19 protein-coding genes are annotated in these 24,612 nt (G+C 67.5%); 6 read left to right on the plus strand and 13 right to left on the minus strand.

Annotated features, from left to right (window positions below; translation table 11 throughout):
- Positions 1-123: 123 nt before the first annotated feature.
- From E0W60_RS03870 to E0W60_RS03930, 13 genes are all read right to left on the minus strand, one after another.
- Entirely contained in the window at positions 124-681 is a 558-nt protein-coding gene (locus tag E0W60_RS03870) for an RrF2 family transcriptional regulator (RefSeq protein ID WP_135703087.1), read from the minus strand.
- A gap of 70 nt (positions 682-751) precedes the next feature.
- Entirely contained in the window at positions 752-2,221 is a 1,470-nt protein-coding gene (locus tag E0W60_RS03875; RefSeq protein WP_135703088.1) for an efflux transporter outer membrane subunit, read from the minus strand.
- A gap of 93 nt (positions 2,222-2,314) precedes the next feature.
- Positions 2,315-5,500, minus strand: a complete 3,186-nt coding sequence (locus E0W60_RS03880) for an efflux RND transporter permease subunit (protein ID WP_135703089.1) — start codon at positions 5,498-5,500, stop codon at positions 2,315-2,317.
- A gap of 103 nt (positions 5,501-5,603) precedes the next feature.
- Positions 5,604-6,851, minus strand: a complete 1,248-nt coding sequence (locus E0W60_RS03885) for an efflux RND transporter periplasmic adaptor subunit (protein WP_135703090.1) — start codon at positions 6,849-6,851, stop codon at positions 5,604-5,606.
- A gap of 303 nt (positions 6,852-7,154) precedes the next feature.
- Positions 7,155-8,906 carry an FAD-dependent oxidoreductase gene (locus tag E0W60_RS03890; protein WP_135703091.1) on the minus strand — a complete coding sequence of 584 codons (1,752 nt, stop codon included), beginning with the start codon at positions 8,904-8,906 and terminating at the stop codon, positions 7,155-7,157.
- Positions 8,907-9,160: 254 nt separating this feature from the next.
- Positions 9,161-10,222, minus strand: a complete 1,062-nt coding sequence (locus tag E0W60_RS03895) for a phosphotransferase family protein (RefSeq protein ID WP_135703092.1) — start codon at positions 10,220-10,222, stop codon at positions 9,161-9,163.
- 45 nt (positions 10,223-10,267) lie between these two features.
- Positions 10,268-11,737: an NAD(P)(+) transhydrogenase (Re/Si-specific) subunit beta gene (locus E0W60_RS03900; RefSeq protein WP_135703093.1), complete on the minus strand. Its 1,470-nt coding sequence runs from the start codon at positions 11,735-11,737 to the stop codon at positions 10,268-10,270.
- Positions 11,734-12,084, minus strand: a complete 351-nt coding sequence (locus tag E0W60_RS03905) for an NAD(P) transhydrogenase subunit alpha (RefSeq protein WP_133095773.1) — start codon at positions 12,082-12,084, stop codon at positions 11,734-11,736. The genes E0W60_RS03900 and E0W60_RS03905 overlap by 4 nt, the downstream gene beginning before the upstream one ends.
- Before the next feature lie 16 nt (positions 12,085-12,100).
- Positions 12,101-13,219, minus strand: a complete 1,119-nt coding sequence (locus E0W60_RS03910) for a Re/Si-specific NAD(P)(+) transhydrogenase subunit alpha (protein ID WP_135703094.1) — start codon at positions 13,217-13,219, stop codon at positions 12,101-12,103.
- Between the two features lie 53 nt (positions 13,220-13,272).
- Positions 13,273-14,067, minus strand: coding sequence for a TauD/TfdA dioxygenase family protein (locus E0W60_RS03915; RefSeq protein ID WP_135703965.1), 795 nt, complete (start codon positions 14,065-14,067; stop codon positions 13,273-13,275).
- A 26-nt stretch (positions 14,068-14,093) separates the two neighbouring features.
- Positions 14,094-15,065 carry a zinc-binding dehydrogenase gene (locus tag E0W60_RS03920; RefSeq protein WP_135703095.1) on the minus strand — a complete coding sequence of 324 codons (972 nt, stop codon included), beginning with the start codon at positions 15,063-15,065 and terminating at the stop codon, positions 14,094-14,096.
- Between the two features lie 47 nt (positions 15,066-15,112).
- The gene (locus E0W60_RS03925; RefSeq protein ID WP_135703096.1) at positions 15,113-15,478 is read right to left on the minus strand and encodes a hypothetical protein; all 366 of its coding nucleotides are present in this window, start codon (positions 15,476-15,478) and stop codon (positions 15,113-15,115) included.
- Positions 15,468-15,929, minus strand: coding sequence for a hypothetical protein (locus tag E0W60_RS03930; protein WP_133095777.1), 462 nt, complete (start codon positions 15,927-15,929; stop codon positions 15,468-15,470). The genes E0W60_RS03925 and E0W60_RS03930 overlap by 11 nt, the downstream gene beginning before the upstream one ends.
- 219 nt (positions 15,930-16,148) lie before the next feature.
- Here E0W60_RS03930 and E0W60_RS03935 point away from each other — a divergent pair, with 219 nt between their 5' ends.
- The 6 genes from E0W60_RS03935 to E0W60_RS03960 all read left to right on the plus strand — a co-directional run bounded on the left by E0W60_RS03935 (position 16,149) and on the right by E0W60_RS03960 (position 24,122).
- Positions 16,149-16,439 (plus strand): UxaA family hydrolase, encoded by a 291-nt coding sequence (locus E0W60_RS03935; protein WP_133095778.1) that lies wholly within the window; start codon positions 16,149-16,151, stop codon positions 16,437-16,439.
- A gap of 5 nt (positions 16,440-16,444) precedes the next feature.
- Positions 16,445-17,599, plus strand: coding sequence for a UxaA family hydrolase (locus E0W60_RS03940; RefSeq protein WP_135703097.1), 1,155 nt, complete (start codon positions 16,445-16,447; stop codon positions 17,597-17,599).
- Positions 17,600-17,605: 6 nt separating this feature from the next.
- Positions 17,606-18,310, plus strand: a complete 705-nt coding sequence (locus E0W60_RS03945; protein WP_133095780.1) for a GntR family transcriptional regulator — start codon at positions 17,606-17,608, stop codon at positions 18,308-18,310.
- On the plus strand, positions 18,307-19,350 hold the full coding sequence (locus E0W60_RS03950; protein WP_135703098.1) for an Ldh family oxidoreductase: 1,044 nt from the start codon (positions 18,307-18,309) through the stop codon (positions 19,348-19,350). Before E0W60_RS03945 ends, E0W60_RS03950 begins: the two co-directional genes overlap by 4 nt.
- A 91-nt stretch (positions 19,351-19,441) precedes the next feature.
- Complete coding sequence (locus E0W60_RS03955) at positions 19,442-23,014, plus strand: indolepyruvate ferredoxin oxidoreductase family protein (protein ID WP_135703099.1); 3,573 nt, start codon at positions 19,442-19,444, stop codon at positions 23,012-23,014.
- A 103-nt stretch (positions 23,015-23,117) separates the two neighbouring features.
- On the plus strand, positions 23,118-24,122 hold the full coding sequence (locus tag E0W60_RS03960) for a tripartite tricarboxylate transporter substrate binding protein (protein ID WP_135703966.1): 1,005 nt from the start codon (positions 23,118-23,120) through the stop codon (positions 24,120-24,122).
- The last annotated feature ends 490 nt before the right edge of the window (positions 24,123-24,612 follow it).

A 24,612-nucleotide genomic window follows, 5' to 3' on the forward strand; every position in this document is an offset into this window, starting at 1 on the left:
GTCGCTGTTTAGTCACGCATCGCTGGCAGGTCAGATGTGACGAGTTTGAAAAAGCCGGCGAAAAAAAGCCCCTCAAGCGATGAGGAGCCTCAAGGCAATGCCGGTGACCTGAACGCGCGGACCTCAGGCGTTCTTGCGTGAACCCCCGCGCGTGGGCGCAGCTCTTTCGCCCCGCCGGTTGGCCGCACGATCCGACAGCCAGTTGACAACCTGCACCCCGTAGCTGGCCGGCGTCTTGTCATTGACGCGCTGAGAAAGGTCGGCCAGGGTATGCCGTTTCAGTTCCGCTCGCATCGCCTTCTCCGCCGCCTGCATGACGGCGTGAATCGAACAAACGCCACGTGTCGCCCAACCCGGTGCGTCGTCATTGAAGACGGCACAGCGGCCGCGGATCTCGAGGCAGTCGAACAGCGGCTTCTCGCCGTCGATCGCGACCACGACATCGTGAACGGTAATGTGGTTGGCAGGCCGCGCGAGCCGGAATCCGCCCTTGATGCCCTCCGTGGCGACTACCAGCTTGGCCTTGGCCAGCTTGGTGAACAGCTTGGCCAGGAAGTCGTGTGGAACGCCCTGAAGCTCAGCCAGGTCACGGACACTCGCCTCTTCCACAGCCGCCGGCGACCGCGTCAGGTACAGCAGGCAGTGGATGCTGTATTCAACGCCTGTACTGATTTGGGACATAGCATACTAGGACTTTGTATATCGTAGTTGAAATGCTATACAACTTCTGCGGGAACCGCAAGGCGCGCCGTCAGGATTGTTGCCGCTGGCTCCATCCGCCCCCGAGGCTGCGCACCAGCGACACCGTCGCCGCGGCACGCAAGCCTGCCACCGCATTAGCATCGCGCTGCGACTGCAGCACGGTGCGGTCGGCGTCGATCACGGTCAGGTAGTCAACGGCACCGGCATCGTAGCGGCTGCGCGAAATGCGCTGCGCCCGTTTCGCGCCGGCCAGGGCGCCGTCGAGCGCCGTGGCCTGCTGGCTGAGCCAGCGCACATCGGCCAGGCTGTCCTCCACCTCACGGAACGCCGACAGCACGGTCTGCCGGTAGCGCGCCACGCTCTCCTCGTGCGCGGCGCGGGTGCCAGCCAGGTTTGATCGGTTGCGGCCACCGTCGAGCACGGTCTGCGCCACCGTCGAACCGACCAGCGGGCCCAGCAGCCACGTGCGCGACGACCACTGGAACAGGTTCGACAGGTCCGAAGACTCGAAGCCGAACAGCGCCGTGAGCGAGATGCGCGGGAAAAACGCCGCGCGGGCGATGCCGATGCGCGCATTGGCTGCTGCCATCTGGCGCTCCGCCGCCGCAATATCGGGCCGGCGCTCGAGCAGTTCCGACGGCAGCCCCGCCGGCACGGCCACCGGAGCGGTATCGAACGGCCGGGCGGCGAGTCCGAACTGCGCGGGCGCCACGCCGGTCAGTACGGCCAGCGCGTGTTCCTGGTTGGCTCGGCGGCGTTCGATGCCGGCCAGGTCGGAGCGCGCCGTGCCCAGTTCGCTTTCGGCGCGGGCCGGATCCAGGTTGGTGGTCTCCCCTGCTTCGTAGCGCTTGCGCAGCAGCGACAGCGCGCCCTCACGCAGCCTGATCGTCGCATTGAGCAGCTCGCGGTCACTGTCCAGCGTGCGCAGCGCGAAGTAGGCCTGCGCCACGTCGGCCTGCAGCGCCAGCTGCACCGACCGGTACAGCTCCTCAGCACCCCGCTCGTCGGCGCGCGCGGCGTTCACGCTGCTGGCCACGCGGCCAAACAGGTCAAGCTCATAGCTGGCGAACGCACGGGCCTTGAGCACCGTCCGGGGCGCCACGCGCGCGCCATCGGGCAGCCCCTGCGAGGCGGCCGACGACTGGGAGCGCGTCGGGTCCAGGCCCACGCTCAGTTGCGGGTACCGGTCCGCCTCGGTGGCGCCGGTGAACGCACGCGCCTGCTTCAGGCGCGCCGCCGCCGCGGCCAGCTCCTGGTTGTGAGTGTTGGCCGCGTCGATCAGCCGGTCCAGATCGGCATCGCCAAACAGCTTCCACCACTCACCGCGCTGCTGGCCTTCGGCGGGCGTGGCGGTCTTCCATTGCGCGCTCTCGGCCTGCGCGGCTTCAGCTTCCTTGAAGGCCGGCACGGTGACGGTCTCCGGCACCTTGTAGGTCGGCGCCAGCGAGCAGCCGGCCAGGATCAGCGCGGCCGCTAGTGTGGCGATTCGGGGCAACTGCGTTGTGATGTGGGCAATCATTTGTGTTTCCTTGACTGTTCTGTGCTCCGGCGGCTTCAACGCCGCCGAGGTAGCTCCCCTCTCCCGCTTGCGGGAGAGGGAAGCAAACATGCGTTATTCAGCCAATGCCACAGCATGGTGTTCGACTTGCGCCGTCTGCGCGCGGCGCTGGCCACGGGTGGCCAGCAAACGCAACGCCACATAGAACACCGGCGTCAAAAACAGACCGAAGAAGGTCACGCCGAGCATGCCCGCGAACACCGCCACGCCCATTGCCTGGCGCATCTCCGAGCCGGCACCGCTGGACACCACCAACGGCACCACGCCCATGATGAAAGCGAACGACGTCATCAGGATCGGGCGCAGGCGCAGGCGGCTGGCCTCGATCGCGGCCTCGACCACGGTGCGGCCGTGATGCTCCAGCTCCCGCGCGAACTCCACGATCAGGATCGCGTTCTTGGCCGATAGCCCCACCAGCACGATGAAGCCGATCTGCGTGAAGATGTTGTTGTCGCCTTGCGTCAGCCATACGCCCGTCATGGCGGCGAGCAGGCTGGTCGGCACGATCAGGATCACGGCCAGCGGCAGCGTCAGGCTTTCATACTGGGCGGCCAGCACCAGGAAAACCAGCAGCACGCACAGCGGGAAGATCCACACACCCGCATTGCCAGCCAGGATGTCCTGATAGGTCAGCTCGGTCCATTCGAAGCCGATTCCCTTCGGCAGGGTTTCGGCGGCGATGCGCTCGGCGGCAGCCTGCGCCTGGCCCGACGAAAAGCCCGGCGCCGGGCCGCCATTCAGGTCGGCGGCGGTGAAGCCGTTGTAGCGGATCACGCTGTCCGGGCCAAAGCCCTGCCTGACCTGCACCAGCGACGACAGCGGCACCATCTCGCCGCTGGCGCTGCGCGCCTTCAGCTGCAGGATGTCCTCGGCATGCTGGCGGTACTGCGCATCCGCCTGCACCTTGACCTGATAGGTCCGGCCGAACTTGTTGAAGTCGTTGACGTAGGCGGAACCGAGGTAGGTCTGCAGCGTATCGAACACATCGGTCACCGGCACGCCGAGCTGCTTGGCCTTGGTACGGTCCAGCTGCACATCAAGCTGCGGCACGTTCACCTGGTAGTTGCTGAAGATGCCGGCAAGCTCAGGCGTGGCGCGCGCCTTGGTCATGAACGCGTTGGTGGCGTCGAACAGTGCGTCATAGCCCAGTGCGGCGCGGTCCTCGATCATCAGCTTGAAACCGCCGATCGTGCCCAGGCCCTGAACCGGCGGCGGCGGGAACACGGCAATAAACGCGTCCTGGATCGCGGCATACTTCTTGTTCAGGTCCGCGGCAATGGCCTTGCCCGACAGCTCCTTGCTCTTGCGCATTTCGAACGGGTCCAGCGTGACAAAGACGATGCCGGCGCTCGGACTGTTGGTGAAGCCGTTGATCGACAGGCCCGGGTAGGCAACGGCCGATTCCACGCCCGGATGCTTGAGCGCGATCTCCGACATGCGGCGCATCACGTCCTCGGTGCGGTCCAGCGTGGCGCCGTCCGGCAGCTTGGCAAAGCTGACCAGGTACTGCTTGTCCTGCGCCGGCACAAAGCCCTTCGGCACCAGCTGGAACACGCCCCAGGCGGCCACCAGCATCACCGCGTAGACGCCGAAGACCGAGCCCTTGCGGCGGATCACACCCTTCACGCCACGGCCATAGCTTTCGGAGCTGCGGCCGAAAAAGCGGTTGAAGCGGACGAAGAACTTGCCGAAGACCTTGTCCATGCCACGCGTCAGCCAGTCCTTGGGGGCGTCATGACTCTTCAGCAGCAGGGCCGATAGCGCGGGTGACAGCGTGAGCGAGTTGAAGGCCGAGATGATGGTCGAGATCGAAATCGTCAGCGCGAACTGCTTGTAGAACTGGCCGGTCAGGCCGGTCATGAAGGCCAGCGGCACGAACACGGCGATCAGCGTCAGCGCGATGGCGATGATCGGGCCGCTCACCTCGCGCATGGCCTTGTAGGTGGCTTCCTTCGGCGACAAGCCTTCCTCGATATTGCGCTCGACGTTCTCCACCACCACGATCGCATCGTCCACCACGATGCCGATCGCCAGCACCAGCCCGAACAGCGACAGCGCGTTGATCGAGAAGCCGAACGCATGCATCAGTCCGAAGGTGCCGACGATCGACACCGGCACCGCCAGCAGCGGGATGATCGACGCGCGCCACGTCTGCAGGAACAGGATCACCACCAGCACCACCAGCAAGATCGCCTCGAACAGCGTATGGACCACCGCCTCGATGCTGTGGCGCACGAATTGCGTGGGGTCATAGACGATGCTGTAGGCCACGCCTTCCGGCATGTTCTGCTTTAGCTCGGCCATGGTCTTGCGCACTTCGTTGGAGATATCGATCGCGTTCGCCCCCGGCGACTGGAAGATCAGCAGTGACAGGGCGGACTTGTTGTCGAGCTGCGAACGCAGCGCGTATTCCGACGCGCCCAGTTCGATGCGCGCGATGTCCTTCAGGTACGTGACCACACCGTCGGGCGAACTCTTGACGATGATGTCACCGAACTCTTCCACGGTCTGCAGCCGGCCCTGCGCGTTCACCGACAGCTGCAGGTCGGTGCCCGGCAGCGCCGGCGACTGGCCGAGCACGCCTGCCGCCACCTGCACGTTCTGCTCGCGGATGGCGCGCACTACGTCCGATGCGGCGAGGCCGCGCTCGGCGATCTTCTCCGGATTCAGCCACACGCGCATCGAATAGTCGCCCGCGCCGAACAGCCGCACCTGGCCCACGCCCTGGATCCGCGCGATGCGGTCCTTCACGTTGATCAGCGCGTAGTTGCGCAGGTAGGTCGTGTCGTAGCGGTCGTTGGGCGAGACCAGGTGGACCACCATGGTCAGGTCCGGCGAGCTCTTGACCGTGGTGATGCCCAGCCGGCGCACATCCTCCGGCAGGCGCGGCTCGGCCTGCGAGACGCGGTTCTGCACGAGCTGCTGGGCCTTGTCCGGGTCGGTGCCCAGCTTGAAGGTCACCGTAAGCGTCAGCGTGCCGTCGGTATTGGCCTGCGAGTTCATGTAGAGCATGTCCTCGACGCCATTGATCTGCTCTTCCAGTGGCGTGGCCACGGTCTCGGCGATCACCTTCGGGTTGGCGCCCGGGAACTGCGCGCGCACCACCACTGACGGCGGCACCACTTCCGGGTACTCCGAGACCGGCAATTTGAACATCGAGATGGCGCCAATCAGGAAGATCAGGACCGACAGCACGCCCGCGAAGATCGGGCGGTCGACAAAAAATTTCGAGAAATTCATCTTGGTCTCGGCGAAAGCAGTCCCCGCTGGCGGTCCGCCGGAGCAGACGCCATGTGCAACCTCGGCGGGAAATTCGGATTCGGTCTGTGACGGAGGTCGGGACTCAGCTCACGCTGCCCTTGCCGGCCTTGCCGGCCTTCCCCTCAGCCGCGGCCTGCTTGCGGTCGGTCGTGCTGCCACGCGACTCAAGTTCGCTGCGGTAGGCCATCGCCACCGGCCTCGGGGTCACGGTGTCGCCGGGGCGCACGCGCGACAGGCCGTTCACGACGATGTTCTCGCCCGGTTGCAGGCCCTTGCGGATCACGCGCAGCCCTTCGTACGTCGGCCCCAGTTCGACTTCGCGGTACGCGAGCTTGCCGCCCTTGTCCACCAGCAGCACGAACTTCTTGCCCTGGTCGGTACCGATGGCGCGGTCGTTGACCAGCGCGGCGGGATACGGCGAGCCGCCCCCGAGCCTGACCTTCGCATACAGCCCTGGCAGCAGGCGGCGGTCCTCGTTGTCGAAGACCGCGCGCACGCGGATCGTGCCGCTGCGCGTGTCGAGCCGGTTGTCGATCGAATGGATCCGGCCCTGGTGCGGATTGCCATCCTCGTTGGCCAGCCCCAGTAACACCGGCAGGTCGCCCTTGCCACCACCGGCGCTCGGCGCCGTGTAGCGCAGGTAGCTCTGCTCGTCGACATCGAAGCTCGCGTACACCGGCGAGACCGATACCACCGTGGTCAGCGGCGGCGATGCCGCGCCGGCCGCCACGAGGTTGCCCACCGTGATCTCGGCGCGCGACGCCCGGCCTGTGACCGGCGCAACGATGCGCGTGTAGCCCAGGTTCAGCTTCGCCACCTCCAGCGCCGCCTGCGCGCCGCGGACGTCGGCCGACATCTCGCTGGCCGCGTTGATGCGCTCGTCGAACTCGCGCCGCGAGATCGCGCTATCGTCGAGCAGGCGTTGCGCGCGCGCCTTTTCGGTCTGCGCATGCGACGCCCGTACCTGCGCCGCAGCCAGCGCCGCCTCGGCGCGCGCCACTTCGGCCGCATAGGGGCGCGGATCGATCGTGAACAGCGGGTCGCCCTTCGTCACCATCGAGCCATCGCGGAAATGCACCGTTTCGATCGTGCCGGACACACGGGGACGGATCTCCACACGGTCCACGGCCTCGATGCGGCCCGAGAATTCATCCCATTCGGTGATGGTCTGGCCCACCACTGCCGCCACTTCCACAGCCGGTGCCGGCGGCGGCGTGGTGGCCTGCGCTTCCCCGCCGTGCCAGGGACGCAGCACGGAGGCTGCCACACCGGCCCCCAGCATTGCCACGAGGGCAGCGGCGAGCAGCGTTTGTCGAGACTTGCGATTCATCGTTCTTCACTCCATGCATCTTTGAGACTCTTGAGTCGATGCGCCCTTACCTCAATCCAGCCTCAAAACTGGAGGTCGCTGGTGCGCTGGTGGCCATAAAAGCTCCGATCGCCATTTCAGCGTACGGAACATGCAGTTCCCGACTCTTGACCCAGGCAGCGCACCCTTGGCATATCGGCGGCACCCGAACGGACCATAACTACGATTCTATTAGTCGTAGTTATGAAGCGCAAGCAGTTTTTGATGGTGCAACGCTGCCCACCTGCATGTGCAGCAGTGGGATCTTGTCGCTGGGCTGGCCCCTCAGGCAGGCGTAGCCTGACGTGCGGTGCGTGCTTCTGTCAGGAAGCGATGAATCTGTGCGACCACGGCCGCGCCCTCGCCGACCGCCGACGCGACGCGCTTGGTGGAACCCGAACGTACGTCGCCGGTCGCGAACACGCCTTGCACGCTTGTCTGCAGCGGCAGGGCTTGCGGCGGCGCATCGGCGACGTCGGGGCCAGTCAGCACGAAGCCCTTGTCATCGAGCGATACCCCGCAGGTCCGCAGCCACCCCGTGTTCGGCTCGGCCCCGATGAACACGAACAGGTGATGGGTCGTCATGCTGCCCTCGGCGCCTCCTGCGCCACGATAATGCACCCGTTCAAGTTGCGTCTTGCCTTCCAGCGCGCGGAGCTCGATGCGCGTATGCAAAGTCAGGTTCGGCAGCGACTTGATGCGTTCCACGAGATAGCGCGACATGCTGTCGTCCAGCGTCGTGCCCCGGATGAACATGTGCACATGTTCGGCGTGCAATGAAAGGAAGACGGCCGCCTGTCCCGCCGAATTGCCGCCCCCGATCAGCAGAACGGGCTCGTTCCGGCACAACCTGGCCTCGAGCGGCGTTGCCCAGTAATAGACGCCGCCACCCTCGAAGCGCGCCAGGCCGTCCACCGCCGGACGTCGATACTCGGCGCCCGAGGCGATCACCACGGTGCGCGAGCAGATGCGTTGACCGTCGGCAAGCTCGACGACAAGCGGCTGCTTGTCGCAATACAGAGCCTTGACTTCGCACGGGATACCGATATGGGCGCCGAATTTCTGCGCCTGGACGAAAGCGCGGCTCGCCAGCTCGTGCCCCGTGATGCCGGTCGGGAATCCGAGGTAGTTCTCGATACGCGCGCTCGAGCCCGCCTGCCCACCCGGCGCACGACAGTCGAACACAACCACGGACAAGCCTTCGGATGCTGCATAGACAGCGGTCGCCAGTCCGGCGGGCCCGGCGCCGATGATTGCCACATCGTAGACGTGGCTCGGCTTGAATTCCGGCACCAGTCCCAGGCACGATGCAAGCTGCCCCACATCCGGATTCCGCAAGGTAGTGCCGTTGGGGCAGACTACCAGCGGAAAGTCGTCAGGCTGGGGCGTCAGGTGCTCGAGCAGTGCAATGGCATCCACATCGGCCTCGGCGTCGAGGGCCATGTATGGAAAGCCATTGCGCCGCAGGAAATCCTGTAGCGCCAGCAGGCGCGGATTGCCGGCAGCGCCGACGATCACGAGCCCGCGCCCACGCTCGACCGCCAGCGCACGCCGCAGGATCAGCGCGCGCATGATTTTCTCGCCGATATCGGCTTCCCGAATGATCAGTGCGCTGAGGTCATCCGGTCGCAGCAGCAACGCGTCAACATCTTCGTCGACGTGCGCATCCACCACGGCCGGCTTGCTCGATAGTTGCGTGATATCCGAAGTAAATTCGCCGTGCTGCGTATAGATGTGGATGATCCGCTTTTCACGCAGGCCTTCGGGAGCAACGATGCGGACCTTCCCCGAGAGGATGACGAATACACCGGGACACGTATTGCCAACCCGGTACAGATATTCCCCGCGAGCGTAGTGGCAGACGCTGGCGAAGCGCCGCACCCGTTCGATTTCCGCTTCCGTCAGGACCGGGAACATCTGCTGATAACGAGGGTGTTCCCGCACGCTGGAGTCCTCGGCATCGCCGCTGGCGTACTGCTCCCCGCCCGGCACTTCCCGGGCATGCATGTCGCCTTCCGCATTCGATTCGATGCTCATCGCTAATCCCCCTGCTTGGCACTGCCACGATCACTATAGGTGAGGTGGCTGCAAGCATGGGACGGTTCCGGCGGCTGCCGCCGGGACCTCGGGGGCCGCGCATCGATGAAGAGCAGAGCGCTGTCGTTCACAGCTTGCCATGTACCGTTGGCGACACTGCACAGCCTGTGAGTTCCTGGCGGCCCTGACCGCGGGGCTGGCACAGGAAGCACCTCATGAGGCGGATCGAAAGAAATCTTCAGCGCTTGGTACCGCTACCGGCCCGCAGCACCATAGCGCAACGCGAACTGCCAGCCCAGCTCGGCCAGCGGCACGGCCTTCCGGCCCGTCTCCATGGCATCGGCCGCGGCCGCGTTGCCCTGGCGGGCGCGCTGGCCGATGCCGTGCATGATCGCCGCGAGCCGGAAGAAGTTGTAGGCAAGATAGAAGTCCCAGTGTTCGAGCGCGTGCGTGCCGTTGCTCTCGCCATACCAGCGCAGGTAGGCCTGCTCGTTGGGAATGCCGAGCGCCTGCAGGTCCAGTCCGCCGATGCCGCGCCACAGGTCGGCCGGGATATGCCAGCTCATGCAGTGGTAGGCCAGGTCAGCCAGCGGGTCGCCCAGCGTGGACAGCTCCCAGTCCAGCACGCCCAGCACGCGCGGCTCGGTCGGGTGGAACACCAGGTTGTCCATGCGGTAGTCGCCGTGCACGAGGCAGGTCCGGTCGGCATCGGGAACGTGGTGCGGCAGCCATTCGGCCAGCGCCGCCAGTGCCGGGTTGCCGTCCATGCCGGCATCGCGGCACTGGGCGGACCAGCGTGCGAGCTGGCGCGCCACGTAGCCGCCGGTGCGCCCGTAATCCTGCAGGCCGGCGGCGCGGTAGTCCACCCGGTGCAGCGCGCCGATCACGCGGTTCATCTCGCGGTAGTGGGCGGCGCGCTGCCCGCGTGCCACACCAGGCAGCGACTGGTCGTAGATGACGCGGCCCTGCAGGAAGTCCATCACGTAGAACGCGCTGCCGACGACGGAGAGGTCCTCGCTGTACAGGTGGACCCGCGGCACCGGCACGTCGCTGTCGCGCAGCGCCTGCATGACGCGGAACTCACGGTCGATGGCATGCGCCGATGACAGCAGCTGTCCCGGCGGCCTGGTGCGCAGCACGTACTGCTGCGCACCGCACGCGATCCGGTAGGTCGGGTTGGACTGGCCGCCTGCCAGGCGCTCCAGCGTCAGCCGGGGCTGCGCGATCAGGCCTTCGCGGTGCAGCAGCGCCGCCAGCGCGGCGTTGTCGAATCCCGTGCCGCCTGCGTCGGGCGGCGCCGCTTGGGCTGCTTGCATCGATTCGTTCTCCGTGTGGCCTTCGTTGTCGGCTTGCCGCGCGGCTCAGGCAGCCTTGACCATGTCCTCGACCACCTTCTTGGCGTCGCCGAACACCATCATGGTCTTGTCCATGTAGAACAGCTCGTTGTCCAGGCCGGCGTAGCCGGCCGCCATCGAGCGCTTGTTGACGATGATGGTCTTGGCCTTGTACGCCTCCAGGATCGGCATCCCGGCGATCGGCGACTTGGGATCGGTCTTGGCCGCCGGGTTGACCACGTCGTTGGCGCCCAGCACCAGCACCACGTCGGCCTGGCCGAACTCGCTGTTGATGTCTTCCATCTCGAAGACCTGGTCGTACGGCACCTCGGCCTCGGCCAGCAGCACGTTCATGTGGCCGGGCATGCGGCCCGCCACCGGGTGGATCGCGTACTTCACGGTCACGCCCTTCTCGGTGAGCAGTTCGGTCAGTTCCTTCAGGGCATGCTGCGCGCGCGCCACGGCCAGGCCGTAGCCGGGGACGATGATCACGGTCTCGGCGTTGCCCATCAGGAAGGCGGCATCGTCGGCCGAGCCGGACTTCACGTTGCGCTGCGCCTGCGCGCCGGCGGACGCGCCAGCCGACGCATCGCCGCCGAAGCCGCCCAGGATCACGTTGAAGAACGAGCGGTTCATCGCGCGGCACATGATGTACGAGAGGATGGCACCGCTTGAGCCCACCAGCGAGCCGGCGATGATCAGCATCGGGTTGTTCAGCGAGAAGCCGATGCCCGCCGCCGCCCAGCCCGAGTACGAGTTCAGCATCGACACCACCACCGGCATGTCGGCGCCACCGATCGGGATGATGATCAGCACGCCCAGCACGAACGCGATCGCCAGCATGATCAGGAACGGCAGCCAGTCCTGCGACATGAAGAAGATCACGCCGAAGCCGACCATCGCCACCGCCAGCAGCAGGTTCAGCCAGTGCTGGCCGGGGAACACCACCGGCGCGCCCTGGAACACGCGGAACTTGTAGCGCCCGGCCAGCTTGCCGAAGGCGATCACCGAACCGGAGAAGGTGATGGCGCCGACAAAGCAGCCGATGAACAGCTCGATCCGGTTGCCCAGCGGAATATCGTTCGAACCGACCGGCGCGATGCCGAATGCCGCAGGCTCCGCGACCGCGGCCACCGCGATGAACACCGCCGCGAGACCGATCAGCGAGTGCATCGCCGCGACCAGCTCGGGCATCCTGGTCATCTGCACCTTGCGCGCCACGTAGGCGCCGATGCCGCCGCCGACCACCAGCGCCGCCAGGATCAATGCCAGCCCGCTGCCGGTGTTGCCGGCCTCGCCCGCGCCCGCCAGCACCTCGTTCTTCAGCTTCAGGATCAGCGCCACCGTGGTCAGCGCGGCCACCAGCATGCCCGCCATGCCGAAGGCATTGCCGCGCCGTGCCGTGGTCGGGTGCGACAGCCCCTTCAGCGCCTGGATAAAGCAGACCGATGCGCCCAGGTAGGACAGCGTCACCAGATTCATCGACAGGCCGTTCATCGCGCCACCTCCGCCAGCTTCCCGCCCGCCTGCGCGCTGTCCTGCGGCGGTGCCTTCGGTGCCTTCTTGCGGAACATCTCCAACATGCGCTGCGTGACCAGGAAGCCGCCGAACACATTGACCGCCGCCAGCGCCACCGCCAGCGTGCCCATGGCCCGGCCGACATTGCCTTCGGTCAGTCCTGCGGCCAGCATCGCGCCGACGATGATGATGGCCGAGATCGCATTGGTCACCGCCATCAGCGGCGTATGCAGCGCGGGCGTGACGGTCCAGACCACGTGGTAGCCCACGTAGATCGCCAGGACAAAGATGATCAGGTTGATCACCGTGTGGCTAACCATTTCCATTGAGGTCTCCTTTGAATCAGCCGGCCAGCGCCGCTTCCTTGCGTCCCGCCACCAGGCAGGCGGCGACGATGTCGTCTTCGAGGTTGAGCGTGAGCTGGCCATCCTTGTCGACGACAAGCTTGAGGAAATCCAGCACGTTGCGCGCATAGAGCGCCGAGGCGTCGGCCGCCACCATGCTGGCCAGGTTGGTATGGCCGATGAGGGTGACGCCATGGCGCTCGACCACTTCGTCGGCCACCGTCAGCGGGCAGTTGCCGCCCTGCGCGGCGGCCAGGTCGACCACCACCGAGCCCGGCTTCATCTGCTGCACGGTCGCTTCCTGCAGCAGCACCGGCGCCTTGCGGCCCGGGATCAGCGCGGTGGTGATGACGATGTCGGCCTGGATCGCGCGCTGGTGCACCAGCTCGGCCTGGCGCTTTATCCAGTCCGGCGGCATCGGCCGCGCATAGCCGCCCACGCCCTGCGCGATCTCGCGCTCTTCGTCGGTCAGGAACGGCACGTCGAGGAACTTGCCGCCGAGCGATTCGATCTGCTCCTTGACCGCGGGGCGCACGTCGGACGCTTCGATCACCGCGCCCAGGCGCTTGGCGGTGGCAATCGCCTGCAGGCCGGCGACGCCGGCGCCCAGGATCAGCACGCGTGCGGCCTTGACGGTGCCGGCGGCGGTCATCAGCATCGGCATGAAGCGCTGGTAGTGGTGCGCGGCCACCAGCACGGCCTTGTAGCCGGCGATGTTGGCCTGCGACGACAGCACGTCCATGCTCTGCGCGCGCGTGGTGCGCGGCGCGGCCTCGAGTGCGAACGCGATCACGTTGGCTGCCGCCATGCGCGCGTTGTTCTCGGCATCGAAGGGATTGAGCATGCCCACCAGTACGGCCCCCGGCTTCATCTGTGCCAGTTCCGCGTCGTCGGGCGCGCGCACCTTGAGCACCAGCTGTGCCCCCAGCGCTTCGGCAGCGGTGCCGATGGTGGCACCGGCCGCTTCATACGCGCCGTCGGGCTGGCTGGCGCGAACGCCGGCGCCGGCCTGCACGACCACCTTGTGGCCCTGGGCGACGTACTTCTTTACGGTCTCCGGCGTCGCGGCAACACGCGCCTCCCCCGCCCGCGACTCAGTCGGGATCCCTATCAGCATCTTCATTCTCCGGATTGGCGCCGCATGGCGGCGCCGGTCTGTGGCGTTGCGGCTCAGCGCGGCACTTCGCCTTCCAGCGTGACGCGGTTCAAGACACGTTCGGCATTGCCGTAGTCGTGCACCGCGTAGTGCATGGTGCAGCGGTTGTCCCACATCAGCACATCGCCCTGCTGCCACATATGGCGGTAGACGTTGTCGGGCGAGACCGAATGCTCGTAGAGGAAGTCGAGCAGTGGCCGGCTCTCCGCCTCGGTCATGCCCTCGATGCACTGCGCGGTATCGGGATGGCCGACGTACAGCGCCTTGCGGCCGGTTTCCGGGTGAGTGCGCACGATCGGATGCACGGCGGCGGGAACCTTGTCGGAGCCGGTCATTTTGGCCAGCCGCGCGCCGGAGAAGCGGCAGCGCAGCCCTTCGATCATGCGCTGCATCGCCGGCGACAGCCGCTCGTAGGACACGTACTGGTTGCACCACATGGTGTCGCCGCCAACCGGGATGGTGACCGCCGACAGGATCGAGATCTTGGGCGGCACCTCGGTGTAGATCGAGTCCGAATGCCAGGCCTCGGTCGACGCGGTCTCCTTGGGAATCTTGGTCACCTGGGCCAGCTCCGGGAACTCTGTCAGGCCCTTGAGCAGCGGGTTGCCCTGCACCGGCTTGCCCCAGCGCCGCGCGAAGGCGACCTGCGCCGCGGGCTGCAGGTGCTGGCCGCGGAATACCAGCACACCGTATTCCAGGAATGCGCGGTGCAGGATGTCGAAGCTGGCATCGTCGAGCGGCTGGTTCAGGTCGACGCCGGTCACGGCGGCACCAACGGAACCGGTCAGCGGCTGGATCTGGATGGTCATCATGTCTCCTCGTCTTTTCTGTGGAATCAGTCTGCAAGCAGCACAATCTTGCCCACGTGCTGCTCTTGCTTCATGTAGGCATGCGCGGCGGCTATATCGGTCATGGCAAAGGTGCGATCGATTGGCAGCCGCACACGCCCCGCGCGCAGGAACGGCAGCATGTCGCGCGCGCAGGCCTGGATGCATTCCAGCCGCTCCTGTTCGGTGCGGGTGCGGAAGGTCACGCCGATCAGCTGCAGGCGCTTGAGCCAGAGCTGCGTCAGGTCGATCTGCGCGGTCGCGGAACCCAGCCGCGCGATGTTCACCAGCCGGCCCTTGACCGCCAGGCTTTGCATATTGGCTTCGAACAGCGGGCCGCCGACCGTGTCGATGATGATGTCGACACCCTTGTCGCCGGTGGCCGCCATGACCGCCGCGACCTGGTCGTCGCGCGAGGCATCGATGCCCACGTCCACGCCGAACTGGCTGATCTTGTCGAGCTTGGCCGCCGAGCGCGACGACGCGATCACGGGGCGCGCGCCCATCAGCGAGGCGATCTGGATCGCCGCCATCGCCACGCCACCCGAGGCGCCGTTGACCAGCACCGATTCGCCCGCCACCAGCCGGCCGTTGGTGACCAGCGCATCATGCGCGGTGATAAAGACATTGGGAAACGCCGCGGCATCGATCCACGACAGCCCGTCCGGCACCGGCATCAGCGCCAGCGGCTCGGCCACCACGTACTCGGCCTGGCAGCCGCGGCCATGACCCATCACGCGGTCGCCCTTGCGCCAGCCGCTGACGCCCGCGCCAACGTCGGCCACCTCGCCGGCAAACTCGACGCCGGCGGTGATGGTATTGCCCGAGCGCAATTCCTTCGCCTGGTTGATCTCGCCCCGGTTCAGGCCGGCGGCGCGCACCCTGACCAGCACCTGCCCCGCCGCCGCCACCGGCACCGGGATATCCTGCACTTCGACCTTGCCGCCCTCCGGGCCCGGCACTACGCGGACTGCCTTCACTGTTGTCTCCTTTCCCGATTGATCCCTGTGCTGCCCTATGCACTGCCTTATGCGCTACCAAGCGCCGTCGCCCTGATCAGCGACAGCAGTTCCAGTGCGCGCTCGGCGGCTGCTTCACCGCCGGGGTGATTGCCGCGCACGAACGGCACGCGGCTGTCCTCGATCGCGGCCAGCGCATGCAGCGGCCGTTCCGCCGCCACCGCCAGCCGGCGGAATTCATTGACGGTCAGCAGGTAGCTGTGGAACACGTCCGCCTGCGGCGGCGTGGTGCCGAGCTTGTGCAGCAGCGCGTTGAGCCAGTGCGTGCCGGCCAGCATCGCGCCTTCGATCAGCATCTCGTAGTCGGCGCTGGTGCACTTCTGCAGCGATGCCTCGATGCCGCGCGCCATCGCCATGTGGCGTTCAATATCCATCCCTTGCTCCTTCCAGTCGCGCCGCCAGCAGCGCCAGGCAGCGGCGCAGCGCCGCATCGCAGACTTCGGCAATGGCCGGGGTGGGTTCAAGGCCCTCGCGCAGGCAGGGATCGCGGTAATGCTCGATCTCCTCCATCGCCGCCATCATCGCCGCGATGTCGGCAGGCACCGGTGCCTCGACCTTCGGCCGGCCCACATGGAGCACGTCGCCCAGCGGACCGAACGCCGGCCTGAGGCTGCCATCGGGCTGCGGCACCAGGTAGACGCCTGGCTGCGTGGGAAACCTGTCGTCGTCCTGCGTGACGCCCGCGTGGTGCAGCGCCGCGTTCACGGCATGGGTGCCCGCGGTCATGCCTGCCCAGAACCAGAGGCCGAAATCCTGCTGCGGATCGAGCCGCGCACGCAGCGCCTGCAGCCGCCCGATCTTCTCCTGGTGTGACCGAACCTTCATGCCTGTCTTCTCCAGTGGGTTCGCGGTGTCGATAAACCGGCGCCGACACCGCCGCCGTTGTCATGACGATAGACAGCAGAGATGCCGGTGTCAACAAACTTCTATATAGGACTTCCATGGATAGAGTAGTGGTTTCCTCGTAGAACCCGCAATTTTTCTTGACCATACGCCGGCCGGTTCCCTACAGTTGGCCTCAACACCTATACAGGAGTTGATCAAATGCCGCGAGCCATCGTACTGAACCCGGCCGACAACGTGGCCACCCTGCTGGGCACCGGCAATGCCGGCGAGGCCTGCGTGCTGGAAGGCGAGCGCGCCGGCACGCTGGTGCTGCTGCAGGACGTGCCGTTCGGCCACAAGATCTGCATTGCCGACACGGCGGCGGGCGCCACCATCGTGAAATACGGCCAGGTCATCGGCCGCGCCAGCCGCGCGGTGCGCGCCGGCGAACACATGCATGTCCACAACATCGAGTCGGCGCGTGCCCGCGGCGACCTGCACAAGGGGTAAAGCAGATGACAACAACCTTCCTCGGATACCCGCGCGAGAACGGCGCGGTCGGCGTGCGCAACTGGGTCGCGGTGGTTTCCGTGATGGACAACTGCAACCCGGTGACCCGGACCATCGCGCGCACCGTGGGCGGCTGCATCCCGGTGACGACGCTGTTCGTGCGCGGGCAGTTCGGCGCCGACCTGGACTTCGCCTTCGAGTCGCTCGCCGGGCTGGGCCGCAATCCGAATATCGCGGCAGTGCTGCTGGTCGGCCTGGAAGAGTCGTCGACCGAGGAAGTGGCACGCCGCATCCGCAGCACCGGCAAGCCGGTCGAACGCGTGCACCTGCAGCCCGACGGCACGGTCGCATGCATTGCCGACGGCACGCGCAAGGCCGCGCGGCTGTCGCTGGCGGCGTCGAGGGCGCGGCGCGTGCCGTGCCCGGTGTCGTCCCTGGTGATCGGCGTGGAGTGCGGCGGCTCGGACACCACCTCCGGGCTCAGCTGCAATCCCGTGATCGGCCGCATGGCGGACATGGTCGTGGCGGAGGGCGGCACCGTGATCATCTCCGAGACCTCCGAGTTCATCGGCGCCGAGCACCTGTTTGCCGAGCGCGCCACCGATGGCCGCGTGCGCGAGGCCTTCGTCACCGCGGTGCGCAACATGGAAAACCTGGCGATCTCGCGCGGCGTGGACATGCGCGAGGACCAGCCCTCGCCCGACAACAAGCGCGGCGGCCTGACCACGGTCGAGGAAAAGGCGCTGGGCGCGATGGCCAAGGCCGGCACCAGCCCGCTGGTGGGCGTGCTGCGCTACGGCGAGGCACCGCAGAAGAAGGGCTTGCATTTCATGGACGCACCGGCCGCGGCAGTGGAAAATCTCACTGCGCTGGCTGCCGGCGGATGCCAGCTGACCTTCTTCGGCACGGGGGTGGGCAATCCGATCGGCAGCATGGTGGCACCGACGGTCAAGGTGTGCGGCAACGTCAATACCCTGCACACCATGGCCGACAACATTGACTTCGACGTCAGCGGCGTCCTGCAGCACGGGGACAAGATCCCTGACCTCGGCGAGCAGCTGTACGGCTATGCGATCGATGTCGCATCCGGCACGCGGCTGACCAGCGAGGTGCTCGATATCCGGGAGACCGCGATCAGTCGATTCGCCCTGAGCCTTTGAACGACCATGACCAAACTTAGCAGCGTCTCCGACGCCATCATCCGCTCCATCGAGTCCGGCGCCCTGCGCGAAGGCGACCGGCTGCCCTCCGAGGGCGAGCTGGCCACCTTCCACGGGGTCAGCGTGGGCACGGTGCAGAAGGCGCTGGCGCGGCTGACGCACTCGGGGCTGATCACGCGCGAGCAGGGCCGCGGCACCTTTGTCTCGGGCACCCGGGTGGCGCCGGCCGACGTGCGCTACCTGCGCTTTCGCGACGAGCAGGGCAACGAGCTGCCGTCCTATGTGCACGCCCGCTCGGTCAAGCGCGTCAAGCGCCAGGGTCCCTGGTCCGAATTCCTCGGCGGCGATGGCTGCGTGCGCATCGAGCGCGTCATCAGCGTGGGCGGGCGCCTGGACCTGTACAGCGAGTTCTGGATGCGCGACGAAGACTTCGCCCAGCTCGGCGGCCTGGACCGCGAGGCGCTGGAGAAGAACCTGCGCGAGCTGATCGGCCAGCGCCTGTCGCTGCCGACGCTGCGCGTGGACCAGTGGATCCGCTTCGGGCCGGCCCCCGCCACGGCGGCGCGCGAGATCGGGCTGGAACCCGACGCGCCGGCCTTCATCATGGAGCTGCGCGGCTACACGCTGCGCGACCAGCCGCTCTACTACCAGTCGGTCTATGCCGCCCCGTTCTCGGAGCGCCTGATGATTGTCAGGGAGAAGTCAACATGACGAGCCGTACCATCCGTCGCACTGCAGACCAGCTCACGCACTGGACCGCGGCCATCTTCGAAGCGTGCGGCGTGGCGTCCGGCCATGCGCACGAGGCCGCCGCCGGGCTGGTGCGCAGCGAGCTGCGCGGCTACAGGACCCATGGCCTGACCCGGGTGCCGTCCTACGTCGAGCGCCTGCGCGCGGGCGACTTCAACCCGCGTCCGCGGATGTCGCATCGCGCCTTCCCGGGCGGGATCGTGCTCGATGCCGATGGCGCCATGGGCCAGGTTGCGGCGCCGCACGCGGTGCGGCTGGGCCTGCAGGCGCTCGAGCACAGCGCCAGCGTGCTGGTCGCGGTGCAGTCGTGCGGCCACCTGGGCGCGCTGGGCCTGCCGGCCCTGCAGGCCGCCGAGACCGGCGCCTTCTGCATGGTCGGCCAGCGCACTCCGCCGATGCTGGGCATGGAAGGCTTTGCCCGCCCGGCGCTGGGCCACAACCCCATCGCTTTCGGCTGCCCGCTGCCGGGCGCGGCGCCGATCGTGTTCGACGTGGCCTGCAGCGTCGCCGCGCGCGGCCATATCCTGCTGGCCGCGCGCGCAGGCAAACCCATCCCGGAAGGCTGGGCGCTCGATGCCGACGGCCAGCCCACCACCGATGCCAGGCGCGCGCTGGAGGGCTCGCTGCTGCCCATGGGCGGGCACAAGGGCATCGGCATCGCCATGATGGTGGAATGCCTGGCCGGCGCCATGGCCGCCACCGCCGACTCGCTGTCGCCGGAGCGCAATACCGTCTCCGGTGCCGGCGCGGTCGGCCGCCAGGGCGGCTTTGTCTGGCTGGTCAAACCCGAGGCCTTCGCCGGCCAGCAGCTCTTTGCCGACTACATGGCGCAATGGACCGGCAACTACCTTGCCGCCGGCGGTGCCGACGCGCGCCTACCCGGCCATCGCGGCGACCTGCTCGAGCGCGAAGGGCGCCAGCACGGCATTGCCTTGCCCGATGCCTTAGCGCGGGAGCTGGACACGCTCGGCCAGGCGCTGGGCATCCCCCTGCCCGGGTAACCGGTTTTCTTTTCCGTCTTGCCGAAGATCCGGGTGCCATGCGCACACCGGCTGGCCCCCTTCAACCCTGCTTGCCTGAAAAACCGCCACTATGAATGCCCCCATGCCCCCCGATGCGGCCCGCCAGGCCCTGGCCGCTGTGTCGATCGATGACAAGTACGCGCTGGAGTCCGGCCGTGCCTATATGAGCGGCGTACAGGCGCTGGTGCGCCTGCCGCTGCTGCAGCGCCGGCGCGATGCCGCGGCCGGCCACAACACCGCCGGCTTTATCTCCGGCTATCGCGGCTCGCCGCTGGGCACCTATGACCAGGCGCTGTGGCAGGCGCGCGCGCACCTGGCCGCCAGCAACGTGGTGTTCAAGCCCGGCGTCAATGAAGAACTCGGCGTCACGGCGGTGTGGGGCTCGCAGCAACTGGAGTTCGATGCCGCCAGCAGGAAGTTCGATGGCGTGTTCGGCATCTGGTACGGCAAGGGTCCCGGCGTGGACCGCAGCGGCGACGCGCTCAAGCACGCCAACCTGGCCGGCACCGCGCCGCTGGGCGGCGTGATCGCGCTGGCTGGCGACGACCACGTGTCCAAGAGCAGCACGCTGGCGCACCAGAGCGACCACACCTTCATGGCGTGCGGGCTGCCGGTGTTCTTCCCGGCGAACGTGCAGGACATCCTCGACCTGGGCGTGCATGCCTTTGCGATGAGCCGCTTCAGCGGGCTGTGGTCGGGCATGAAGACGGTGCAGGAAGTGGTGGAATCGGGCGCCTCGGTGGTCACCGACGCCGACCGCGTGCGCATCGTGCTGCCGGAGGATTTCACGCAGCCCGCCGGCGGCCTGCATATCCGCTGGCCCGACGACCCGCTCGCGGCCGAGGCGCGCATGATGGAGTTCAAGTGGCCGGCGGCGCTGGCCTACGTGCGCGCCAACCGCCTCAACCGCAATGTGATCGAGGGTCCCGATGACCGGCTGGGCATCATTGCCAGCGGCAAGGCCTACAGCGACACACGCCAGGCGCTGCTGGACCTGGGGCTGGACGATGCCGCCTGCCGCGCCCTCGGCATCCGCCTGCACAAGGTCAGCGTGGTGTGGCCACTGGAGCCGGACAGCGTGCGCGACTTCGCGCGCGGCCTGCGCGAGGTGCTGGTGGTCGAGGAAAAACGGCCTGTGATCGAGCAGCAGCTCAAGGACGAGCTCTACCACTACCCGCCCGCGGCGCGCCCCGCCGTGTTCGGCAAGTACCACCACAGCGACGGCAATGGCGGCGAGTGGAGCCACCGCAAGCCCGCCGAAGACTGGCTGCTGCGCGCCAAGGCCGACCTGTCGCCGGCGCTGGTGGCCAAGGCCATCGCGCTGCGGCTGAAGGCACTGGGCGTGCCGGCCGACATGGCCGCGCGCATGGACCAGCGCCTGCAGGAGATCGCCGCCGCCGAACGCGCCACCGCGCAGGGCGACAGCCGCGCCACCGACCGCCTGCCCTGGTTCTGCCCCGGCTGCCCGCACAACACCAGCACGCGCGTGCCGGAGGGCTCGGTGGCGACCGCCGGCATCGGCTGCCACGGCATGGTGGTGTGGATGGACCGGTCCACCACCTCGTGGTCGCAGATGGGCGGCGAAGGCGTGCACTGGATGGGCCAGGCGCCCTTCAGCAAGCGCGCGCACATGTTCGCCAACCTGGGCGATGGCACCTACAACCACTCTGGCCTGCTGGCGGTGCGCCAGTCGATCCACGCCGGTGTGAACCTGACCTACAAGATCCTGTTCAACAGCGCGGTGGCCATGACCGGCGGCCAGCCGGTCGACGGCCAGCTCGACGTGCCGGCAATGACGCGCGAACTGGCCGCCGAGGGCGCGCGCCAGATCGTGGTGGTGACGGACGAGCCGGGCAAGTACAAGGGTGTCGGCAACCTCGCGGCGGGCGTCACCGTGCGCCACCGCGACGAGCTGGACACCGTGCAGCGCGAGCTGCGCGAGGTCGCCGGCGTGACCGTGATCATCTACGACCAGGCCTGCGCCACCAAGAAGCGCCGCGAGCGCAAGCGCGGCACCATGGCCGATCCGGCCCGGCGCGTGGTCATCAACGAGCTGGTGTGCGAAGGCTGCGGCGACTGCTCGGTGCAGAGCAACTGCCTGGCCGTGCAGCCGGTGGAAACCGATTTCGGGCGCAAGCGCAAGGTCAACCAGGACACCTGCAACAAGGACTTCTCCTGCACCAAGGGCTTCTGCCCGAGCTTTGTCACGGTCGAAGGCGGCCAGCTGAAGAAGCCCGCGAAGCCGGCCGGCGGCAAGGCCACGCCGCCGGCGATCCCGATGCCCGCGCTGCCGGATGCCGGCAAGCCGCAGCGCATCGTGGTGGCCGGCATCGGCGGCACCGGCATCGTCACCATCGGCGGCGTGCTCGGCATGGCTGCGCACCTGGAAGGCAAGGGCGTGATCACGCAGGACGCGACCGGCATGGCGCAGATGGGCGGCGCCACCTGGAGCCATATCCAGATCGCCGCCAGCCCCGACGCGCTGCACGCCAGCCGTGTCGACCTGGGCATGGCCGACCTGGTGATCGCCTGCGACACCGTGGTCGCGGCCGGCAAGGCGTCGCTGGCGGCGATGTCGGCACGGACCTATGTGGTGCTGAACAGCCACCTGACCCCCACCGCGGCATTCGTGCGCAACCCCGACTGGGATCCGCAGGCCGGCGAGGCGGTGGCGCGTATCGCGCGCGCCGTCGGCGAAGGGCAGCTGGCCAGCTTCGACGCCGAGCAGGTCGCGAAGCAGCTGCTGGGCCAGTCGATCTTCGCCAACCTGCTGCTGCTCGGCTATGCCTGGCAGCAGGGCAAGGTGCCGCTGTCGCACGCGGCGCTGATGCGGGCCATCGAGCTCAACGGCGTGCAGGTGGAAAGCAACAAGGCGGCGTTCGAATGGGGGCGCCTGGGCGCGCACGATATGCCTGCTCTGCAGTCGTACCTGCCGTCGCAGCCGGACGGCTCGCAGGTGATCCAGTTCGTGCGCAAGGTGCCGCTGGCGGAACTGGCGGACAAGTACGCCGGGTTCCTGGCCGGCTACCAGAACCGGGCCTATGCGGCGCAATACGAGTCGTTCATCAGTCGCGTCAGCGCAGCGGAATCGGTCGTCGGCGGCACCCGCCTCAGCGAAGCCGTGGCCCGCTCGCTGTTCAAGCTGATGGCCTATAAAGACGAATATGAGGTGGCGCGCCTGCACACCGGCGCCGCCTTCCGCGAGCAGATCGCGTCGATGTTCGAAGGCAAGGTCCGCCTGGTGCACCACCTCGCGCCGCCGCTGCTGGCGCGCAGGAACCAGGACGGCGAGCCGGTCAAGGGGGCTTACGGCCCATGGATGCGCAACGCCTTCGGCGTGCTGGCCCGCCTCAAGGGCCTGCGCGGCACGCCGTTCGATCCCTTCGGCTACACGCAGGAACGCAGGCAGGAACGCGCGCTAATTGGCGAGTACCGCCGCAGCATCGAAGCCTTGCTGCCGGCACTTTCCGCGTACAACCTCGAACTGGCACTGGAGATCGCGCGGCTGCCGCAGGAGATCCGCGGCTACGGCCACGTCAAGGCGCGCAACCTGGCCGCCACCCGCATCCGCTGGGAGCGGTTGATGGCGCAGTGGCACGCGGGCGGCACGCAGGTTCCGGCGCGGACCAGCGCGGCGGCATAGGCAAGCTCAAACAGCATCCACCACAGACTGAAGACAACGAACGGGTCCCGGCCGCCGCTGCTGCCGCGGGTCCCGCCACAGAGACAGCGAGGAGACAGAGATGATGAAGACCGTACTGAACCGCTTTGGCCGCGCCCTGGGTGCGATCGCGCTTGCCACCTCATTTGGCGCCCCATTTGCCGCCTGCGCCACCGGTGCGCTGGCGCAGGGCGGATATCCCAACCGCCCGATCCGCATCATCGTGCCCTGGCCCGCGGGCGGCGGTGTCGACGCCGTCACGCGCACGGTGGCCGAGAAGATGAGCGCCAGCCTGGGCCAGCAGGTGATCGTCGACAACCGCCCCGGCGCCACCGGCAATATCGGCGCCGGCATGGGCGCGAAGGCGGCACCCGACGGCTACACGCTGCTGGTCGCCAGCGCGCCGATGGCGATCAATGCCAGCCTGCACAAGAACCTGCCGTTCGACCTGGGCAAGGACTTCGCGCCGCTGGGCCTGATGGCGAGCTCGCCCTACATGCTGGTGGTCAACCCGTCGGTGGCCGGTTCCGTCAAGGAACTGGTGGCGCGCGCCAGGGCCGAGCCCGGCAAGCTGAGCTATGCTTCGGTCGGGCCGGGCACGCAGCAGAACGTGGTCAGCGAAGTGTTCAAGGAAAACGCCCAGATCAACGTCGTGCACGCTCCCTACAAGGGTGGCCCGCAGGCGCTGACCGACATGGTGGGCGGGCATATCCACATGATGTTCCACGGCGTGCCGGCGGTGATGCCATTCGTCAAGGGCGGCCAGCTCAAGGCCATTGCCGTGGCAAGCAAGCAGCGCCTGCCGCTGTTCCCTGACGTGCCGACCATGGCGGAGTCCGGCTTCCCCGGCATCGAGGCCAGCGAATGGTATGGCCTGGTGGCCCCTGCCGGCACGCCCAAGGAAATCGTCGCGCTGCTCGGCAAGGAAATCGACAAGGCGCTCAACGCCCCCGGCGTGCGCCAGCAACTGGCCAGCAAGGGCTATGACCCGGCCGCGCCGGGCACGCCGGACCAGTTCGCGTCCTTCATGGCGGCCGAGCAGAAGAAGTGGGCGCTGGCGATCAAGCAGACCGGGTTCCGCCTGGAGTAAGCGGCCACCGTCGCCCGCTCGCATTCCCCATCCTGCCTGCCTCCGCAATCGGTACGACGCTTCCGGCGCCGTACCGATTGGGGCTTTCCCGAGGGTTTCGCTGTCGCTATTTCGCTGTGCGGAATTGTCAGCCGGTTTCCTTGACGATGCCGCGAAGCCTGTGCAAAAGTCGGTGAAAACGAACGATCGTGCGGGAATAATCCCGACACCTCGTCACCGGGCTTTCGCTGCCGCCGATGGCACAGCGGTGCCCGGCAAGCCGGGCGGCCACGTTGCCGCATCGCACAGGAGACAGCCCATGCAGTATCCGCACCCCGCGTCCGCGCATCCGCCCCGTGACCGTCACGGCGCGATCCCCGCCACGCCGGCCGGCACACGCCAGCCAGGCGCCGGCGCCCGCTGTCAGGCCCGCACTCCGCGCACCTGATCCCCATACGCCCCGAATTCTTGCGCGGCAGCGCCCGGCGCTGCCGCGAGGGATCACGCGCGG

Source organism: Cupriavidus oxalaticus, assembly GCF_004768545.1.
GTDB lineage: Bacteria > Pseudomonadota > Gammaproteobacteria > Burkholderiales > Burkholderiaceae > Cupriavidus > Cupriavidus oxalaticus_A.

Bases quoted from the DNA above. Each gene is read 5' to 3' on its own strand.
- E0W60_RS03915 (WP_135703965.1), bottom strand. From the start codon at position 14,067: ATGACCATCCAGATCCAGCCGCTGACCGGTTCCGTTGGTGCCGCCGTG.
- E0W60_RS03870 (WP_135703087.1), bottom strand. From the start codon at position 681: ATGTCCCAAATCAGTACAGGCGTTGAATACAGCATCCACTGCCTGCTG.
- E0W60_RS03950 (WP_135703098.1), top strand. From the start codon at position 18,307: ATGACGAGCCGTACCATCCGTCGCACTGCAGACCAGCTCACGCACTGG.
- E0W60_RS03910 (WP_135703094.1), bottom strand. From the start codon at position 13,219: ATGCTGATAGGGATCCCGACTGAGTCGCGGGCGGGGGAGGCGCGTGTT.
- E0W60_RS03880 (WP_135703089.1), bottom strand. From the start codon at position 5,500: ATGAATTTCTCGAAATTTTTTGTCGACCGCCCGATCTTCGCGGGCGTG.
- E0W60_RS03935 (WP_133095778.1), top strand. From the start codon at position 16,149: ATGCCGCGAGCCATCGTACTGAACCCGGCCGACAACGTGGCCACCCTG.
- E0W60_RS03925 (WP_135703096.1), bottom strand. From the start codon at position 15,478: ATGGATATTGAACGCCACATGGCGATGGCGCGCGGCATCGAGGCATCG.
- E0W60_RS03905 (WP_133095773.1), bottom strand. From the start codon at position 12,084: ATGGAAATGGTTAGCCACACGGTGATCAACCTGATCATCTTTGTCCTG.
- E0W60_RS03890 (WP_135703091.1), bottom strand. From the start codon at position 8,906: ATGAGCATCGAATCGAATGCGGAAGGCGACATGCATGCCCGGGAAGTG.
- E0W60_RS03960 (WP_135703966.1), top strand. From the start codon at position 23,118: ATGAAGACCGTACTGAACCGCTTTGGCCGCGCCCTGGGTGCGATCGCG.
- E0W60_RS03885 (WP_135703090.1), bottom strand. From the start codon at position 6,851: ATGAATCGCAAGTCTCGACAAACGCTGCTCGCCGCTGCCCTCGTGGCA.
- E0W60_RS03930 (WP_133095777.1), bottom strand. From the start codon at position 15,929: ATGAAGGTTCGGTCACACCAGGAGAAGATCGGGCGGCTGCAGGCGCTG.
- E0W60_RS03955 (WP_135703099.1), top strand. From the start codon at position 19,442: ATGAATGCCCCCATGCCCCCCGATGCGGCCCGCCAGGCCCTGGCCGCT.
- E0W60_RS03895 (WP_135703092.1), bottom strand. From the start codon at position 10,222: ATGCAAGCAGCCCAAGCGGCGCCGCCCGACGCAGGCGGCACGGGATTC.
- E0W60_RS03945 (WP_133095780.1), top strand. From the start codon at position 17,606: ATGACCAAACTTAGCAGCGTCTCCGACGCCATCATCCGCTCCATCGAG.
- E0W60_RS03940 (WP_135703097.1), top strand. From the start codon at position 16,445: ATGACAACAACCTTCCTCGGATACCCGCGCGAGAACGGCGCGGTCGGC.
- E0W60_RS03875 (WP_135703088.1), bottom strand. From the start codon at position 2,221: ATGATTGCCCACATCACAACGCAGTTGCCCCGAATCGCCACACTAGCG.
- E0W60_RS03900 (WP_135703093.1), bottom strand. From the start codon at position 11,737: ATGAACGGCCTGTCGATGAATCTGGTGACGCTGTCCTACCTGGGCGCA.